Origin of the sequence: Citrobacter sp. Cpo109 (genome assembly GCF_030332565.1) — a bacterium.
Classification (GTDB): domain Bacteria; phylum Pseudomonadota; class Gammaproteobacteria; order Enterobacterales; family Enterobacteriaceae; genus Citrobacter; species Citrobacter portucalensis.
Genome location: NZ_JAOWHQ010000071.1, coordinates 281530 through 296814, shown reverse-complemented (window position 1 = coordinate 296814; position 15285 = coordinate 281530). Strand labels below are relative to the sequence as shown.

The 15285-nt window shown below is 54.1% G+C and carries 14 protein-coding genes; 6 read left to right on the top strand and 8 right to left on the bottom strand.

Annotation, left to right across the window (positions count from 1 at the left end):
• Positions 1 to 224: 224 nt before the first annotated feature.
• A complete protein-coding gene (locus tag OGY71_RS22040; protein WP_286613725.1) occupies positions 225 to 1139 on the top strand; it encodes an Rpn family recombination-promoting nuclease/putative transposase in 915 nt (304 codons plus the stop codon).
• A gap of 51 nt (positions 1140 to 1190) precedes the next feature.
• On the opposite strand, the gene OGY71_RS22035 is transcribed toward OGY71_RS22040, so the two are convergent.
• The gene (locus tag OGY71_RS22035; protein WP_164563163.1) at positions 1191 to 2603 is read right to left on the bottom strand and encodes an aminotransferase-like domain-containing protein; all 1413 of its coding nucleotides are present in this window, start codon (positions 2601 to 2603) and stop codon (positions 1191 to 1193) included.
• A 177-nt stretch (positions 2604 to 2780) separates the two neighbouring features.
• On the opposite strand from OGY71_RS22035, the gene OGY71_RS22030 reads away from it, so the two are divergent.
• From OGY71_RS22030 to OGY71_RS22015, 4 genes are all read left to right on the top strand, one after another.
• Positions 2781 to 2945, top strand: coding sequence for a DUF1127 domain-containing protein (locus OGY71_RS22030; RefSeq protein ID WP_008786105.1), 165 nt, complete (start codon positions 2781 to 2783; stop codon positions 2943 to 2945).
• Positions 2946 to 3091: 146 nt separating this feature from the next.
• The gene (locus OGY71_RS22025; RefSeq protein WP_164563162.1) at positions 3092 to 3556 is read left to right on the top strand and encodes a MarR family winged helix-turn-helix transcriptional regulator; all 465 of its coding nucleotides are present in this window, start codon (positions 3092 to 3094) and stop codon (positions 3554 to 3556) included.
• A 5-nt stretch (positions 3557 to 3561) separates the two neighbouring features.
• Positions 3562 to 4629, top strand: a complete 1068-nt coding sequence (locus tag OGY71_RS22020) for an HlyD family secretion protein (RefSeq protein WP_149281679.1) — start codon at positions 3562 to 3564, stop codon at positions 4627 to 4629.
• Entirely contained in the window at positions 4619 to 5683 is a 1065-nt protein-coding gene (locus tag OGY71_RS22015; RefSeq protein ID WP_164563161.1) for a DUF2955 domain-containing protein, read from the top strand. The genes OGY71_RS22020 and OGY71_RS22015 overlap by 11 nt, the downstream gene beginning before the upstream one ends.
• Before the next feature lie 102 nt (positions 5684 to 5785).
• Here OGY71_RS22015 and yjiA read toward each other — a convergent pair whose 3' ends face one another.
• The 4 genes from yjiA to OGY71_RS21995 all read right to left on the bottom strand — a co-directional run bounded on the left by yjiA (position 5786) and on the right by OGY71_RS21995 (position 10037).
• Positions 5786 to 6742 carry a GTPase gene (gene yjiA / locus OGY71_RS22010; protein ID WP_286613724.1) on the bottom strand — a complete coding sequence of 319 codons (957 nt, stop codon included), beginning with the start codon at positions 6740 to 6742 and terminating at the stop codon, positions 5786 to 5788.
• Between the two features lie 12 nt (positions 6743 to 6754).
• The gene (locus tag OGY71_RS22005) at positions 6755 to 6949 is read right to left on the bottom strand and encodes a YbdD/YjiX family protein (protein WP_003830038.1); all 195 of its coding nucleotides are present in this window, start codon (positions 6947 to 6949) and stop codon (positions 6755 to 6757) included.
• A gap of 106 nt (positions 6950 to 7055) precedes the next feature.
• Positions 7056 to 9206, bottom strand: a complete 2151-nt coding sequence (gene btsT / locus OGY71_RS22000; RefSeq protein WP_003830033.1) for a pyruvate/proton symporter BtsT — start codon at positions 9204 to 9206, stop codon at positions 7056 to 7058.
• A gap of 288 nt (positions 9207 to 9494) precedes the next feature.
• Positions 9495 to 10037, bottom strand: coding sequence for a hypothetical protein (locus OGY71_RS21995; protein ID WP_003830032.1), 543 nt, complete (start codon positions 10035 to 10037; stop codon positions 9495 to 9497).
• A 191-nt stretch (positions 10038 to 10228) separates the two neighbouring features.
• On the opposite strand from OGY71_RS21995, the gene tsr reads away from it, so the two are divergent.
• Positions 10229 to 11890: a methyl-accepting chemotaxis protein gene (gene tsr, locus OGY71_RS21990; RefSeq protein WP_063941063.1), complete on the top strand. Its 1662-nt coding sequence runs from the start codon at positions 10229 to 10231 to the stop codon at positions 11888 to 11890.
• Positions 11891 to 12121: 231 nt separating this feature from the next.
• Here the strand turns inward: tsr and OGY71_RS21985 are convergent, their stop codons facing one another.
• The 3 genes from OGY71_RS21985 to OGY71_RS21975 form a co-directional block, all read right to left on the bottom strand.
• Positions 12122 to 12637 carry a GNAT family N-acetyltransferase gene (locus OGY71_RS21985; RefSeq protein ID WP_126319357.1) on the bottom strand — a complete coding sequence of 172 codons (516 nt, stop codon included), beginning with the start codon at positions 12635 to 12637 and terminating at the stop codon, positions 12122 to 12124.
• A 52-nt stretch (positions 12638 to 12689) separates the two neighbouring features.
• Positions 12690 to 14051, bottom strand: coding sequence for an MFS transporter (locus OGY71_RS21980; RefSeq protein ID WP_003830025.1), 1362 nt, complete (start codon positions 14049 to 14051; stop codon positions 12690 to 12692).
• 213 nt (positions 14052 to 14264) lie between these two features.
• Positions 14265 to 15179, bottom strand: a complete 915-nt coding sequence (locus OGY71_RS21975) for a GntR family transcriptional regulator (protein ID WP_003830023.1) — start codon at positions 15177 to 15179, stop codon at positions 14265 to 14267.
• Between the last annotated feature and the right edge of the window lie 106 nt (positions 15180 to 15285).

The following is a 15285-nucleotide window of genomic DNA, read 5'->3' as shown; positions in this document are numbered from 1 at the left end:
TCCTCCCTGAAAGTGATGGTTTGTTATAGCACAGGCCGGGAGGTGAAAAAGTGGGAATGCGCATTGAGATGGCGATTCTGCGTGACGTGTTCCAGACAAATGTAGACGTTACATAAGGGCGTTGTTATCCCGGAAATCGCCTCGCAAAGAGAGAAAGTTGCAGGTGAGGATGTGGTTTTCCGGCGCTACAGTCATGGCATCTTATTTTCAGGTGAAGGATCGCCATGAACAAAGCTTCCGCTTCAACACCGCATGATGCGGTTTTTAAAACATTTTTACGTCACCCTGAGACTGCACGGGATTTCCTACAAATACATCTTCCCGCTTCGCTGCGCGAGCTTTGCGATCTTCGGACGCTTAAACTCGAGTCAGACAGTTTTATCGAAGAGAATTTACGTGCGTACTATTCCGATGTGCTGTGGTCGGTGAAAACGACGGATGGGGATGGATATATTTATGTAGTGATTGAACACCAAAGCACACCGGATGCGCATATGGCATTCAGACTGATGCGCTATGCGGTAGCGGCCATGCAGAAACATTTAGATGCCGGGCATCAGCAGTTGCCGCTGGTGGTGCCGATGCTGTTTTATCACGGCGCTAAAAGCCCGTACCCTTATTCGCTGTGCTGGCTGGATGAGTTTGCCAACCCGAAGCTGGCTCGTCAGCTGTATGCTGCGGCGTTTCCGCTGGTGGATATTACGGTTATTCCGGATGACGAAATTGTGCAGCATCGACGTATGGCGCTGCTGGAGTTAATCCAAAAACATATCCGTCAACGCGATCTTATGGGATTGGTTGAGCAAATTGTTTCCCTGCTACTTACCGGACTGACTAATGACAGCCAGATAAAGACACTGTTTAATTATATTTTACGAACTGGCGATGCACCTCGATTCAGTGAGTTTATTCGCGGGGTTGCCGAACGTTCACCGCAGCACAAGGAGCAATTGATGACGATCGCGGACAGATTACATGAGGCAGGACTACAAAAAGGCAGGCTGGAAGGGCTTCGAGAGGGGCGACGTGATGAGGCACTGCGTATTGCCCGCACCATGCTGGCAGATGGCATCGATATCAGCACGGTACAAAAAATCACCCGACTTTCCGCTGAAGATATTCAGGGTTTAAGACATTAGATATAGCTTAAACTGCCTAATTGCCTGCCCGGAAGCGCCGGGCAGCTCGATCTACTCTATTGCCGTTTTTACCGCCTCTCCGAGCTTCTGCATTACTTCCCGATGCTTATCGTTTGGCGGCAATGCGCAGTTGATGCGCACACAGTTGCGATACTTCCCCGATGCGGAGAACAGCGAACCCGGCGCAACCTGGATTTTCAGGCGACAAAGCTGCTTAGCGACACAGACCATATCGACCTGGAGCGGTAGCTCGACCCACAGCATAAAGCCGCCTTTTGGTCGGGTGATGCAGATCCCGCAGGGAAAGTATTCCCGTACCCAGCAGGTGTAGATTTCCATATTGCGCTGATAAATCTGGCGCATACGCCGGATATGCCGATGATAATGACCTTCGCGCACAAAGGAAGCCGCTGCCAGTTGCGTAGCGGGAACGTTAGTTCCAATGACGGCGTACTTCATGTGCAGCAGTTTGTTGTAATAGCGACCGGGCACCACCCAACCCACACGCAGACCGGGGGCGACGGATTTGGTAAACGAACTGCAGAGTATTACCCGACCGTCGCTGTCCCAGGAGTGGATCGTGCGCGGGCGGGGATACTCTGTGGCCAGTTCGCCATACACATCGTCTTCAAAAATCACAATATCGTGCCGTTGGGCGAGGGCGAGCACCGCCCGTTTACGCGCATCCGGCATAATAAATCCGAGCGGATTGTTGCAGTTTGGAACCAGCAGCATACCTTTGATCGGCCACTGATCCAGCGCCAGCTCCAGCGCTTCAATGCTGATCCCGGTATCCGGATCGGTTGGGATCTCAATCACCTTGATCCCTAAGCCGCGCAGTAGCTGCATCGTGCCGTAGTAGGCCGGTGATTCAACGGCGACAATATCTCCGGGCTGGCAGACCGTCAGCAGCGCCAGCGACATTCCGCTCTGACTGCCGCTGGTGATCACAATATCGTCTGCATTGACCACTGAACCGCCGTCCAGCATCAGCCGTGCAATCTGCTGACGCAGTTCACGGCATCCGGATATTTCATCGTAGCCCAGTATCGCGCGCAGATTATGCTGAGCCACGCGGCTGAGCTCGCGCCACAACGGCTTCAGGCTCGGTTGATCAATGTCGGGCACGCCGCTGCTAAACGGAATTATCGATTTGTCCGCGTTGCCCTTTAGCATATCCAGCACCTGATCCCACTGGGTGATTTCGACCGGACGCTGTACCGGACGCGACATCGGTGGCACGGGTGGCTGCGCTTTTTGTGGCGCGACAAAATAACCGGAACGTGGTTGGGGCGTGATCAGCTGGCGCTGTTCCAGCGTCTGATACGCCTGCTGGACGGTGCTGATGCTGACCCCATGCTCCTGGCTCAGGCTGCGAACCGAGGGCAGTTTTTCGCCATGGCGATACAGCCCTTGCTCAATGCGTTCGGCCAGCAGATTGGCCAGATGTTGGTAACGCGTCATGCTGTATCCCTCATGGGTACCATACAGATTAAAAAATTAGTACAGATTGGTGTGAAAAAAGCGATGCAGAACTCTTTTTAACCAATCTGTATGTTAAATAAAAGTACTTTGTGAGTCTGTATTGTTTTAGGCCAGATCCGTGAAGATAAAGCCTCTGGCAAGGCGGGGAGGCAAGGTATGGAATTTCACGAGAATAAAGCAAAACAGCCGTTTATTGGGTTTGTACTGATCTGGCGGGCATACAAGGCGTGGCGGCTGCGAGCGCAAACGCGGCGCGTATTGCAACAGATGAGTGATGAGCGGCTGCGGGACGTCGGGCTGCGACGCGATCAGGTGGAGTGATTTTCTTTTATTGACTGAGGCTGGGGTTATCGTCCCGGCCTCTTTTATATTCACGATATTTATCAATTCATGCTTCTGGATAGCCTGTTCCTTGATACTTATCCTGATAAGTATTATTTTCTTTTCAGCGATGAGGGGAAAATAAGATGACTGAAGATGAATTGTTTGCCCGCCGACCAATGGGAATGCGCATGGCAATGGTGGTGCGCCAGTGGCGGGCCATTATTGATGCTGCCATCACCGATACTGGCCTGACGCAGTCCAGCTGGACGGTACTGATGCAGCTGTATCAACTGGGAGACAACGTCTCGATCAGCGAACTGGCACAAATGCAGGGCATTGAATTGCCTCCGCTGATGCGCACCCTCTCACAGCTGGAAAAGCAGGGGTATCTGCTGCGTTCCACATCGCCTTATGACAAACGTATCCGCCTGCTAACGCTGACCGCGCAAGGCCGCTTAAGGCTGGACGAACTCAACCGGGTGATAGAGACATACCAACATCGCGTCACCTGCACCATCCCTGAGGCGGAACTCGCTTCCTTCAGCGCCACGCTCAATCAAATCGCCTGCAATCTGCGGACAATCCGCGAAGAAGACAATCAACACTAAAAAATATGATGACCCCAGAACAAAAATTTGCCCGTTGGGTAAGGGTGAGTATTGCCGCTTTCCTGGTAATATTCGCCTGGTTTATCGTTGCTGATATCTGGATCCCGCTGACGCCGGACTCCACGGTGATGCGTGTGGTAACGCCCGTTTCCTCACGCGTTTCCGGCTACGTCTCGCAGGTGCATGTACACAATAATAGCCAGGTGAAGAAGGGCGATTTGCTGTACGAACTGGATCCGACGCCGTTTATCAATAAGGTCGAGGCTGCGCAAATCGCCCTTGAGCAGGCGAAGCTGAGCAATCAACAGCTGGATGCGCAGATAGCTTCCGCGCGCGCCAACCTGCGCACCGCGCAATTCAACGCCCATAACGATAAGACCACCCTTGATCGCTATCAGCGCCTGAGCGCCATGCAGAACGTGTCGCAATCCGATCTCGACAAGGTGCGTACCGCCTGGCAGACCAGCGAGCAGTCGGTGGCGGCGCTGAATGCCAGTATTCAGAACCTGCTGATCCAGCGCGGCGAGCGCGATGACAAGCGTAACGTGACGCTGCAAAAATACCGTAACGCGCTGGAAGAGGCGCAACTGAACCTCGGCTGGAGCAAAGTATATGCCCAGACCGACGGTACGGTGAGCAATCTCCAGCTTAGCCCCGGACTTTACGCCACCGCCGCCACGCCGCTACTGGCGCTGGTCAGCCATCAGACCGATATCGTGGCTGACTTTCGCGAGAAAAGCCTGCGTCACACTCGGGTAAATACCGATGCCGCCGTGGTGTTCGATGCCATGCCGGGCAAGGTTTTCTCTGCTCGCGTTACCAGCAGCGATGCCGGTATTCTGGCGGGTCAGGAGCAGGTTAACGGCCAGCTGTCGCAGCCGGAACAGTCCACCCGCTGGGTGCGCGATGCCCAGCGTATGCGCATTCACGTCGCGCTGAACGAACCGCTCGACACGCCGTTACCGACCGGGGCGCGCGCCACGGTACAGCTGTATAACAGCGAGGGGATGTTCGCCCGCACCTTTGCCGGGGCGCAGATCCACCTCGTTAGTTGGCTGCATTATGTCTATTAACACGCTGGCCCACGTCTTTACGCCGCACGGGAATATTGTCTATACCGCCAATGATTTTCGCCAGACCCTGCGTATCTCCGTTGCCGGGACAATCGCGCTGAGTATCTCGACATTCTACAACGTGCAGTACGGCGTATTTTTTGTGGTTTATCCGCTGATGCTGCTGTCGCTGGTGCCAGTATTCAACCGCCATGTGGCAACACAGTTTGTGTTCAGCGCGGCGGTGAACTACGTTGAAATGGTGCTGATTGTCGGTTATCTCTCGCAGTGGCCGCTGATCATGACGCTGGTGGTGTTCGGCCTGTACGTGATGCGCTTTCGTTTTATGAGCAAAGGCCCGCTGTTTCTGCTCGGTTCGATGGGCGTGGTGTGCCAGAGCACGATGCTCAACTTTATGAGTTATCCCACCACCAACTGGCATACGCTGATGTTCTCCAATATGGAAGCCTGCGTCATGGCAGTGGCGCTGAGCGCGCTGCTGCATTATCTGATCCCGGACGTAGAACCTCGCCAGCCGCCGCCGCGCATTGAGAAAGATGCCGCCCGGGTGCGCCATGAATCGCTGCTTTCCGGTACGGTGGCGACGATGATTTTTGTGGTCTTCCAGATCTGCGATTTGAGTGATTCGCTGTCGGCGCTGATGGCCGGCATTTTGATCCTGTTTCCGATGCACTACCGCGGCGCGGTGATCAGCTCGATTTGGCGCGTGGTCGGCGTGGTGCTGGCCTGCCTGTATATTCTGCTGGTGCAGCTGCTTATCTATGATTTCAGCAACCATATGCTGCTGATGATGCCGCTGATTGGCCTCGGGCTGGCGTTCAGCGCCCGCCTGCACGTAATGGAAAAAGTCGGGGCGGGCGTGGGTTTTGCTAGCATCACCACTATCGGCATTATGTTTGGCCAGAACCTGCACCCGGATCAGGACCTGGTATTCAGCGATCTGTACCGTATCACCTCCGTCACCGTCGCTCTGGTGGCAACGCTCACCATGGTATTCCTGGTACACCGGGTGTTGAACTGCTTTGCCGCGACGCGATTTGTGATTACCGAGTGAGTGGGGCAAGTGCCGGATGGCGGCTGCGCCTTATCCGGCCTACGGGAAAGTGCCATTAGTAGGCCCGGTAAGCGTAGCGCCACCGGGCAATTCAGCAGGGGATTACTTCTTCAATCCCGCAAACGCAGCTCTGATCTCGTCTTCCGGCAGGTTAATGCCGATAAACACCAGCAGGCTGTGCGGTGTTTCGTCGCCCCACGGGCGGTCCCAGTCGGCGCTGTACAGGCGCTGGACGCCCTGGAACAGCAGGCGGTTTGGCTCGCCTTCAATCCACAGCATACCTTTGTAGCGCAGCAGCTTCTCGGCGGATTCCAGCAGCAGGTTTTCCATCACTCGCGACACGTCGCTGATGTTTACCGGGTAATCCAGCTCGACGACGATCGAGGAGATATCGTTTTGCTTGTCGGCGATAAAGTGGAAGCGCGGTTTGGCGCTGACCACGTTCTCTTCCAGCATAAAACCGTTGGTGTCGAACAATTGCGCGAGGTCGATATCGCCATGCGTCACGGTGTAAATCGGCGCACGGGCGTTGATGCGCGACAGGCGCTCACGCAGTTTTTCGCTTTCACCCGCGACGTCGGTTTTGGTCAGCAGGATCCGGTCGGCGTAGCCGACCTGCGACTGGGCGATGGTGAACTGGTTCATCTGCTCGTCGGCATGTACCGCGTCAACCAGCGCAATTACGCCGTCCAGCAGGTAGCGTTCGCAAATCACTTCATGGGAGAAAAAGGTCTGGATGATCGGGCCGGGATCGGCCATGCCGGTGCATTCGATCACCAGACGGTCGAAATTGATGGCGCCTTTGTCGAGGTTATCGAGCAGGTCTAACAGTGCGTCTTCCAGCTCACTGGAGCGGGTACAGCAAATGCAGCCGTTGGTCAGGGTTTTGATCTGCGTGGCGCGATCGCCAATCAGCTGATCGTCCACCGAGACTTCGCCGAATTCGTTTTCGATAACGGCAATCTTGTAACCGTGCTGCTCGTGGAGAATATGGCGCAGCAGGGTGGTTTTACCCGCGCCAAGAAAACCGGTGAGTAGGGTAACTGCAATCGGGGTCATTCACTTCTCCTTCTAACAGCAACTGCTTCCGCCGCTACCGTAGCGGGCTTCCTGGCGCTCGCGGAAGAATTCTTCGTAGGTCATGTACGGCTTATCGGGATGGTTGGTCTTCATGTGCTCGACGTAGTTGTCGTAGTCCGGAATACCAATCAGCATTTTCGCCGCCTGACCGAGATATTTTTTTGCCTGACCTAAAGTACCAAACATGGAACGCCCTGTTAATGAATAAAGCCGGATGGCGGCTTGCGCCTGATCCGGCCTACGTTAACTTTACTTTGTAGGCCGGGAGCGCAGTTCGCCACCCGGCTTCAGGTTAGTGGTGTGAAGAGGTCTTCACGCCGCCTTCCGGCACCGGTACATACGGCGTCTCTTTATCAGAGCGACCGTTGATGGCGCGGGCTTTCTGCCAGGTACGGAACCCGTAGAAAATGATGCTGTACACCACCACCAGGAACAGAATACTCAGACCTGCGTTGGTGTAGTTGTTGACGACGATGTGGTTCATGTTGGCAATCTGCTGAGCGGTCAGTTCGCCGCCGTTAGCAATCTTCTCTTTGTACTGATTCGCCATGAAGAAGAAGCCTTCCATCTGCGGGTTGGTGCTGAACAGTTTCAGACCCAGCGCCCAGGTGGTGCAGATAAGCAGCCATACTGCCGGAACAACGGTAACCCAGATGTATTTGGTGCGCTGCATTTTAACCAGTACCACGGTGCCGAGAACCAGTGCCACGGCAGCCAGCATCTGGTTAGAGATACCGAACAGCGGCCACAGGCTCTTAACGCCGCCCAGCGGGTCAACAACGCCTTGATACAGCAGGTAACCCCACAGGCCTACGCAGCCCGCAGTACCGATGATACCCGCAACCAGAGAATCGGTTTTCTTCAGGAACGGCACGAAGTTACCCAGTAAATCCTGCAGCATAAAGCGGCCAGAACGGGTACCGGCATCCAGTGCGGTCAGGATGAACAGCGCTTCAAAAAGAATACCGAAGTGGTACCAGAAGCCCATATCAGCCATCGGCAGCACTTTGTGGAATACGTGAGCGATACCAACGGCCAGCGTCGGTGCGCCACCTGCTCGGTTCAGAACGGACGGTTCACCGATGTCTTTCGCGGTTTGCAGGATCTGCTCAGGCGAAATGACGAAGCCCCAGGAGCTGACGGTCGCTGCCGCATGTGCGGTGACGTCTTTCAACTGCGCCATAATCAGCGGTGCGTTTTCGCCGCTCATTTCATGCAGGTTCGGCATGGTGATGCCAAGGCCCGCAGGCGGGGTGTTCATCGCGAAGTACAGACCTGGTTCGATGATAGACGCGGCAACCAGCGCCATAATTGCGACGAAGGATTCCATCAGCATCGCGCCGTAACCGATAAAGCGCGCATCGGTTTCACAGGCCAGCAGCTTCGGTGTGGTACCGGAAGCAATCAGCGCGTGGAAGCCAGATACCGCACCACACGCGATGGTGATGAACAGGAACGGGAACAGAGCGCCTTTCCACAGCGGACCGGTACCATCAACGTACTGGGTCATCGCTGGCATTTTCAGTTCCGGGTTGAGGATAACAATCCCCACCGCCAGACCGACGATAACGCCGATTTTCAGGAAGGTAGCCAGATAGTCGCGCGGGGCGAGGATCAGCCATACCGGCAGCAGCGCAGAGATAAATGCGTAGCCGATCAGGGTAAAGGTAATAGTGGTGTCTTTAAAGGTCAGCGCCGGGCCCCAGTACGGGTCGTGCGCAATCACGCCGCCGAAGTAGATAGAAGCTACCAGCAGCACAATACCAATCACCGACACTTCGCCCACGCGTCCCGGTCGCAGGAATCGCATGTAGATCCCCATGAACAACGCGATAGGTACGGTTGAGCAGACGGTGAACACACCCCACGGGCTTTCTGCCAGCGCTTTCACTACGATCAACGCCAGTACTGCGAGGATGATGATCATGATTAAGAAGCAGCCGAACAGCGCAATGGTTCCCGGGATCGGGCCCATCTCTTCTTTGATCATCTCACCCAGAGATGCGCCGTTACGGCGGGAAGAGATAAACAGCACCATGAAGTCCTGTACCGCACCGGCCAGCACGACGCCTGCCAGCAGCCACAGCGTACCGGGCAGGTAGCCCATCTGCGCGGCCAGTACCGGCCCAACCAGCGGACCTGCACCTGCGATAGCGGCAAAGTGGTGACCAAACAAGACGTTACGGTTGGTTGGAACGTAGTTCAGACCGTCATTGTTGATGACCGCCGGCGTGGCACGCGTTGGGTCAAGTTTCATCACCTTTTGGGCGATGTACAGGCTGTAGTAACGATAGGCCACCAGATAAACAGAAACTGAGGCGACCACGATCCACAGGGCACTAATGTGTTCACCCCGACGTAATGCCACTACCGAGAGGCAGAATGCACCGATGATTCCGAGAATCACCCAGGGTATGTGCTTGAATATCTTTTTCGTATCCATAGTAAAACCTGGTATCTAATTAATAATTGGCCGAAGCCGCGTGGGTTTGATCTTGTGTTTGAGGAGGTTATTTGACTGCTATGTTGGGGGGATCTTGCCAGAGAATTACGCGCGTAAAGTAAGGTAAATAAGTGAGCGGTTGTATGTCAGCTTAAGCGGTCCCAAGTGTCAGTGAGCGGTAAACTGCGGGGAGAACGGGGAAATTTATGTGATTGAGATCACGGCATTATAGCGTTTGCCTGCCTACATGCCGTGTTTTCCCACTGACAAAGCACCTCACTGAGAGACTCAGATTACGATATAACAGTAAGGCGTATGTTCGATGTCTCTGAGCAACACATGTTTCTTACGTGATTTAGTCAGGTAATATTTTTCATCCAGATAGTAGTCAATGAGTTCATCGAGACGCTCTTTATCTATGCGGGGCGTTACCCCCAGCGTCCAGAAGCTACGCAGCTCTAATTCCGAACGTTTGATTTTTGCGCTTTTAACCAAATCAGCAATCATATTTCTGACGCAGCTTGTCGGATCCTGGTTCTGTTTGAGTTCAAGCGCAATGTAGCTATCTTGCGTCCAGCCTTTTTTCCGCAACAAGAAATCTGCACGCACTGACAAACGCTGTGGATTTTTCCGGAGATCGCAAGCAAGAGTTTGTTCACGCCACCATTCATGACCCGTCGAAGCCAGCAGATTGGCAAATTCTATCTGCATCCAGACTTCCCAACCGGAGATGTTGTACTGATCGATGATATTGAGCTTTTGGCGAATATCTTCACGTTCAAAAAAGTGGTGTGCGAGGGTGGATAGGTGATCAAAATCGCGATTTAACATAGAAGCATCCTTTCCTTCAAAAACCGGAATCCTACACCTAAGACGTAATGGAACGACTAATTTTTTGAGTAATTTGTCATAGGGAACGGTATTTAATGTGAAAACGATAATTCTGTGGCAATTGCTGGCACCATAAAGTTTTCTCTTTCCAGGCCGAAAACCAGAGTATCTGTCTAGCGGAAAGAGAAAACATGTTAAAACGAATGAAGATTGTTACCAGCTTACTGCTGGTATTGGCGCTATTTGGCCTTTTACAGCTCGCCTCGGGCGGCTTGTTTTTTAACTCACTTAAGAATGACAAAGAGAACTTTACCGTTCTGCAAACCATTCGCCAGCAACAGTCTGCGCTGAACGCCACCTGGGTTGAGCTGCTGCAAACGCGTAACACCCTGAACCGGGCAGGCATTCGCTACATGATGGATCAGAGCAATATCGGTAGCGGCGCGACCGTTGCCGAGCTGATGCAGGTGGCGAGTACGGCGCTGAAGCTGACGGAAAAAAACTGGGCGATTTACGAGTCGCTCCCGCGCGATCCGCGCCAAAGCGAAGCCGCTTTCCAGGAGATCAACCGCACCTATGACATCTATCATGGTGCGCTGGCGGAGCTGATCCAGTTACTGGGTGACGGGAAGATCAACGCATTCTTTGATCAACCGACGCAGAGCTATCAGGATGGCTTTGAGAAGCAGTACATGAGTTACATGCAGCAGAATGATCGCCTGTATGACATCGCGGTGGAAGATAACAACAGCTCTTACAGCCAGGCGATGTGGGTGCTGATCTGCGTGCTGATTACCGTACTGGCGGCGATTATTGCGGTGTGGTTTGGTATCAAGCTGACCCTTATCTCCCCAATGAACCGTCTGATCGACAGCATTCGTCATATCGCCAGCGGTGACCTGGTGAAACGTATTGAAGTGGAAGGGTCCAACGAGATTGGGCAACTGGCGGAAAGCCTGCGTCACATGCAGGGTGAGCTGATGAATACCGTGGGTGACGTGCGTAACGGTGCCAACGCGATTTACAGCGGTGCCAGCGAGATTGCGATGGGCAACAACGATCTCTCCTCCCGTACCGAGCAGCAGGCGGCATCTCTGGAAGAAACCGCAGCCAGCATGGAACAGCTGACGGCGACCGTGAAGCAGAACGCCGAAAACGCGCGTCAGGCCAGCCATCTGGCGCTGAGTGCTTCTGAAACCGCGCAGAAAGGCGGCAAAGTGGTGGATAACGTGGTGCAAACCATGCGTGACATCGCGTCCAGTTCGCAGAAAATCGCCGACATTATCAGCGTCATCGACGGCATTGCCTTCCAGACTAACATTCTGGCACTCAACGCCGCGGTAGAAGCAGCACGTGCAGGCGAGCAGGGCCGTGGATTTGCGGTGGTTGCGGGTGAAGTACGTAACCTGGCCCAGCGTAGTGCGCAGGCCGCGCGCGAGATTAAGAGCCTGATTGAAGACTCGGTCAGCCGCGTGGATGTTGGTTCAACGCTGGTAGAAAGCGCCGGTGAAACCATGGATGAGATCGTTAATGCGGTAACCCGCGTGACCGATATCATGGGTGAAATCGCCTCTGCTTCTGATGAACAGAGCCGCGGTATTGACCAGGTTGGTCTGGCCGTTGCCGAGATGGATCGCGTGACGCAGCAGAACGCCTCGCTGGTGGAAGAATCCGCCGCCGCCGCTGCGGCGCTGGAAGAGCAGGCCAGCCGCCTGACTCAGGCCGTTGCCGTGTTCCGTATTCAGCATGACCAACAGCGTGCTCGCGATGTTGCGACAGCAAAACCGGTTTCAACGGTCCAGCCGCGCAAAGCCGCGGTAACGGATGCCGGGGATAACTGGGAAACGTTCTAAGCCTGTGATGCCGGATGGCGCTGTCGCTTATCCGGCCTACGGGAAAGTTACGTGGTTGCCGGATGGCGCTGTCGCTTATCCGGCCTACGGGAAAGTTACGTGGTTGCCGGATGGCGCTGTCGTTTATCCGGCCTACGGGGAAAGATACGTGGTTGCCGGATGGTGCTGCCGCTTATCGGGCTTACCGGAAATGTTACGTAGGCCCGATAAGGCGTAGCCGCCATCGGGCAATTAGCGCAACATCAGGTGCATGGCACAGCGCGATTCAAATGCCAGTCCATGCGCTGCTTCCTCTTCTCTTTTCTGGCGCAACTTTGCAGGCAGCGTCTCGTCAGCCAGTATTTCAAATCCCAGTCGCGCGTACCATGGCGCATTCCACGTCACATCGCGGAAGGTGGTCAGCGTGAGCGACGTGTAACCTTTCTTGCGCGCCTGTTCGGCAACATACTCAATCAATCTGCGGCCAATTCCTTTTCCCTGCCACTCCAGATGCAGCGACAGTTCAGCAATAAACAGCGATGACCCCAGCGTTTCGGCAACCAAAAAACCGACCGGAAGTGCATCGACCTGCGCCAGCCAGCTCATGCCTGCGGCGGCAAAAGCCTGATGCTGAGCAGCCGATAAAATCTGGTCTTCAGCAATCCACGCCAGTTCGGGGATGAGTAAAAAACGTTGCCCCGCAGATCGTTCGATGGCGGGAAGAGCGGCAGTATCTGCCAGGGTAGTGGCGCGCAAGGTGATGTTCATACGAGGAGCATAACATGCCCGATAAACGTGGTGTTATCGGGCATCTGGAGGATTAATCTTTACGCGGATCGCTGATGGGTTGGCGAACCAGGAAGATGTAGGCGAGGGCACCCACCATGGTGACGCAGCCGCAGATGATAAGCGCCAGGCGGAAAGAGTTGGTGGTATCAACAATAAAACCGGTGACGATCGGTGCGAACGACGCGCAGATAAAGCTGGCAAAGTTCTGGATACTGCCCACGGAAGCGGTCATACGTGAGGCGACGGCGACGTGGATCAGACCCCAGCACGAGGTACCTGCGAAGTGGATACAGAACAGCGCCATACCGATCAGTAACACGGCGGCCATTGACGTTGTGGCCTGCGGCACGACGAAGGTGAAGGCTGCGGAGCAGAACATCCCGGCGATAATACAAATCTTACGGCTCTTAATCGGCGCCATACCGCCTTTCACCAGCCAGTCGGTGACAAAACCGTTAATCAGCATGCCGGCTGCGCCAAACAGGAACGGGATCGCCGCCATTAATCCGGTGCTTTTTAAATCCAGGTTGTAGGAGGTTTGCAGGTAGCCCGGCAGCCAGGCCAGGTATAGCCATGCGGTATAGTTGATGCCGCTAAAGCCCAGCATCATGCCCCACATGGTACGGTTGCGGAACAGGCTGCGCCATTCGGCAAAGCTCAGCGGATCGCGGCGGGCATTGACGCTACCGGCGTTCAGGTACGCTTGTTCCGTGGCGCTCAGCTCAATTTGCTCGCGGTTGCGATACAGCATGTACCAGCCGATGGCGAGGAAAATACCCAGCACGCCAATGGTGATGAACATCCAGCGCCAGCCCATTACCAGCATCATGGCAGCCAGAATCGGCGGGCTAATGGCAACCCCGATGGTGGAGGCGGCGTTGAATAATCCCATCGGGCGGCCGCGCTCTTTGATGTTAAACCAGTCGTTGATGACCTTTACGCCGCACGGGTTCATTGGCGCTTCGCCGATCCCCATCCCGATACGCACCAACACAAACTGGGTGAAGCTGTGCACCATGCCGGATAGTGCCTGAAACAGCGACCAGAAGAACATGCCCAGTCCCAGCATAATGCGCGGACCTTTGCGGTCCAGCAGCGGACCGCAGGGCAGTTGCGCAATACCGTAAGCGAGAGAGAATACCGACAGCAGCACGCCGATTTGCGTGGCGCTCAGCCCCAGTTCTTCACGAATCGTTAAGTTGGCGACAGACAGTGAACTGCGGTCGAGGTAATTAATCACCGCAGCAAAAAATAATAAAATCATTGCTGTGGTCTGGATACGTTTAATTCGGCTACTGCGTTGCACCATGCCCTCAGGCGGAACATTAATATCCGCAGATGACGACGTGCCAAACGAAGAACTTGGGTCGAGGGTAATATTATTTTTTTCCACGCCGGACTCCTGAACCTCAATAATTTATTTTTCACACAGCAGGACTGTGCAGTATTGAAAAAATACCAGTGATGAATCAATTTGCTCATCACTGCTCACAAAAGTTTTTAATGCAGTCGACTTAGCGTGAGCATAGGCAAGAGGTATTTTTCAGGCGTTTTTATTTTTATAAAATCGTGCTCCCGGTAATGATTTGCTGTTTTTTATCGGTACTTAATGAGCGACGTTACAACCCTGGTTGATGGAGCGAATCATCGATTGTTTGGCTGAATTCAAATGGTTACAGAGCGCGAGGGTGGCATCCAGGTCGCTGCGGCATATCAGCGCGCTGAGGATGGTCATATGCTCATCAATGGCAATGATGTTACGCTGTTTGAGGTCGCTCTCATCCCACTGATAGTGGAAGTGGAAAATCACGGAGATGATTTCAAGTGATTGATTAAAAAATACATTATCGGCAGCAGAGAGTAGCAAAGCATGGAACTCACGATCTAACTGCGAGAACATGCGAAAGCTGCTGCCAATGCTGTCGCGCAGGATCCGATGGCGCTCCAGCAGCGTTTTAGCCTGCAACCAGCGCGGGTCATCGTCCGGCAGATTGAGGAAATGCTGCAGAGAATGCGTTTCCAGCATCTCTCTGAGTTCAAACAGCTGTTCCGCATAGGCCTGATCGAACTGCTTCATGCTCCACTGACCGCGTTTTTCGTTTTTAATCAGGTTGTAACGTTCGAATTTTAAAAGGTATTCCCGCACTACCACCGGGCTGACGCCTGCAGCTCTGGCAAGCTGCAGTTCGGAGAAGCTCTCGCCTGCACGCAGCTGTCGCTGGTTGATCATGGTGAAAAACGCCTGTTCAAAAATCCGGTTTTGCTCGGTCATGGAGGCGGTGGTGCAGGCAAAACCATCGTCATGGTCGGGTTTTCGCACGATGACGTAGTGGCTGCCGACCTGGGTCAGAACGCCGCACTCGCCTAAGTGGCTCAGCATATGGCGCACGGTGGTGCGGCTGATGTTGTACATCTCCGCCAGTGCGCTTTGTGAGGGGAGTGGGGAAGGGATATGACCACGCGCCATATCATCGATTATCTGGTTAATCACATTGTGGCGTAAGTTCTGCGAACGGCTCATGGCTTCTCCTTTTTATCTATTAAAACCCGATTTAAAACATTTTTATGCGCTGGGATTCACAGATTGTGTTTCTGCTTTCTCCGTCTTTTTTATTTTCGTTGATATC

Excerpts from the sequence above, each read along its gene's own strand:
- OGY71_RS22040 (WP_286613725.1), top strand. The coding sequence starts at position 225 with ATGAACAAAGCTTCCGCTTCAACACCGCATGATGCGGTTTTTAAAACA.
- OGY71_RS21975 (WP_003830023.1), bottom strand. The coding sequence starts at position 15,179 with ATGAGCCGTTCGCAGAACTTACGCCACAATGTGATTAACCAGATAATC.
- OGY71_RS22035 (WP_164563163.1), bottom strand. The coding sequence starts at position 2,603 with ATGACGCGTTACCAACATCTGGCCAATCTGCTGGCCGAACGCATTGAG.
- OGY71_RS22025 (WP_164563162.1), top strand. The coding sequence starts at position 3,092 with ATGACTGAAGATGAATTGTTTGCCCGCCGACCAATGGGAATGCGCATG.
- OGY71_RS22005 (WP_003830038.1), bottom strand. The coding sequence starts at position 6,949 with ATGTTTGGTACTTTAGGTCAGGCAAAAAAATATCTCGGTCAGGCGGCG.
- tsr (WP_063941063.1), top strand. The coding sequence starts at position 10,229 with ATGTTAAAACGAATGAAGATTGTTACCAGCTTACTGCTGGTATTGGCG.
- btsT (WP_003830033.1), bottom strand. The coding sequence starts at position 9,206 with ATGGATACGAAAAAGATATTCAAGCACATACCCTGGGTGATTCTCGGA.
- OGY71_RS21985 (WP_126319357.1), bottom strand. The coding sequence starts at position 12,637 with ATGAACATCACCTTGCGCGCCACTACCCTGGCAGATACTGCCGCTCTT.
- OGY71_RS21995 (WP_003830032.1), bottom strand. The coding sequence starts at position 10,037 with ATGTTAAATCGCGATTTTGATCACCTATCCACCCTCGCACACCACTTT.
- OGY71_RS22030 (WP_008786105.1), top strand. The coding sequence starts at position 2,781 with ATGGAATTTCACGAGAATAAAGCAAAACAGCCGTTTATTGGGTTTGTA.
- OGY71_RS22020 (WP_149281679.1), top strand. The coding sequence starts at position 3,562 with ATGATGACCCCAGAACAAAAATTTGCCCGTTGGGTAAGGGTGAGTATT.
- yjiA (WP_286613724.1), bottom strand. The coding sequence starts at position 6,742 with ATGACCCCGATTGCAGTTACCCTACTCACCGGTTTTCTTGGCGCGGGT.
- OGY71_RS22015 (WP_164563161.1), top strand. The coding sequence starts at position 4,619 with ATGTCTATTAACACGCTGGCCCACGTCTTTACGCCGCACGGGAATATT.